General features: G+C 66.4%; 1 pseudogene. It reads right to left on the reverse strand.

The annotated features are described in order from the left end of the window. Positions 1-236: 236 nt before the first annotated feature. A pseudogene (locus tag ABGA94_RS19810) lies at positions 237-363 on the reverse strand (alpha/beta hydrolase); the annotation flags it as partial.

Here is a 363-nt window from a genome sequence, read left to right on the forward strand (position 1 = left end):
GTCACGGTACAGTCCCAAAAACGACATGGCCGTGGACAGCACACCCGAACGCTCGTTGTCGCTCTTGTTGAGCACTTCGCGCGCGGCGGAAGCGACAACAGGATGCGGAGTGTCAGCGAGATGGCGCGTCGTCATCATCCGGTGCAGCGTTCGATCTTCAACTGCATGAAGTAGCCCTTCAGCCCCAGATGGCGCCGCACCGCCTCGCTCATCGCGTCGTACAACTGCTGGTACAGCGCCGGGTCCAACACCGGGCATACCGAGGCCACGCGCAGCAGCGGCACGCCGGCCGCTGGCGCGCGCAGGGCCCGGCGCAGCACGAAGTTGCCGCCCAGCGAGTAACCGGCGGCCACCAGCGGCAAC

Origin of the sequence: Stenotrophomonas sp. 3diitr2024 (assembly GCF_042136455.1) — a bacterium.
Taxonomy (GTDB): Bacteria; Pseudomonadota; Gammaproteobacteria; order Xanthomonadales; family Xanthomonadaceae; genus Stenotrophomonas; species Stenotrophomonas sepilia.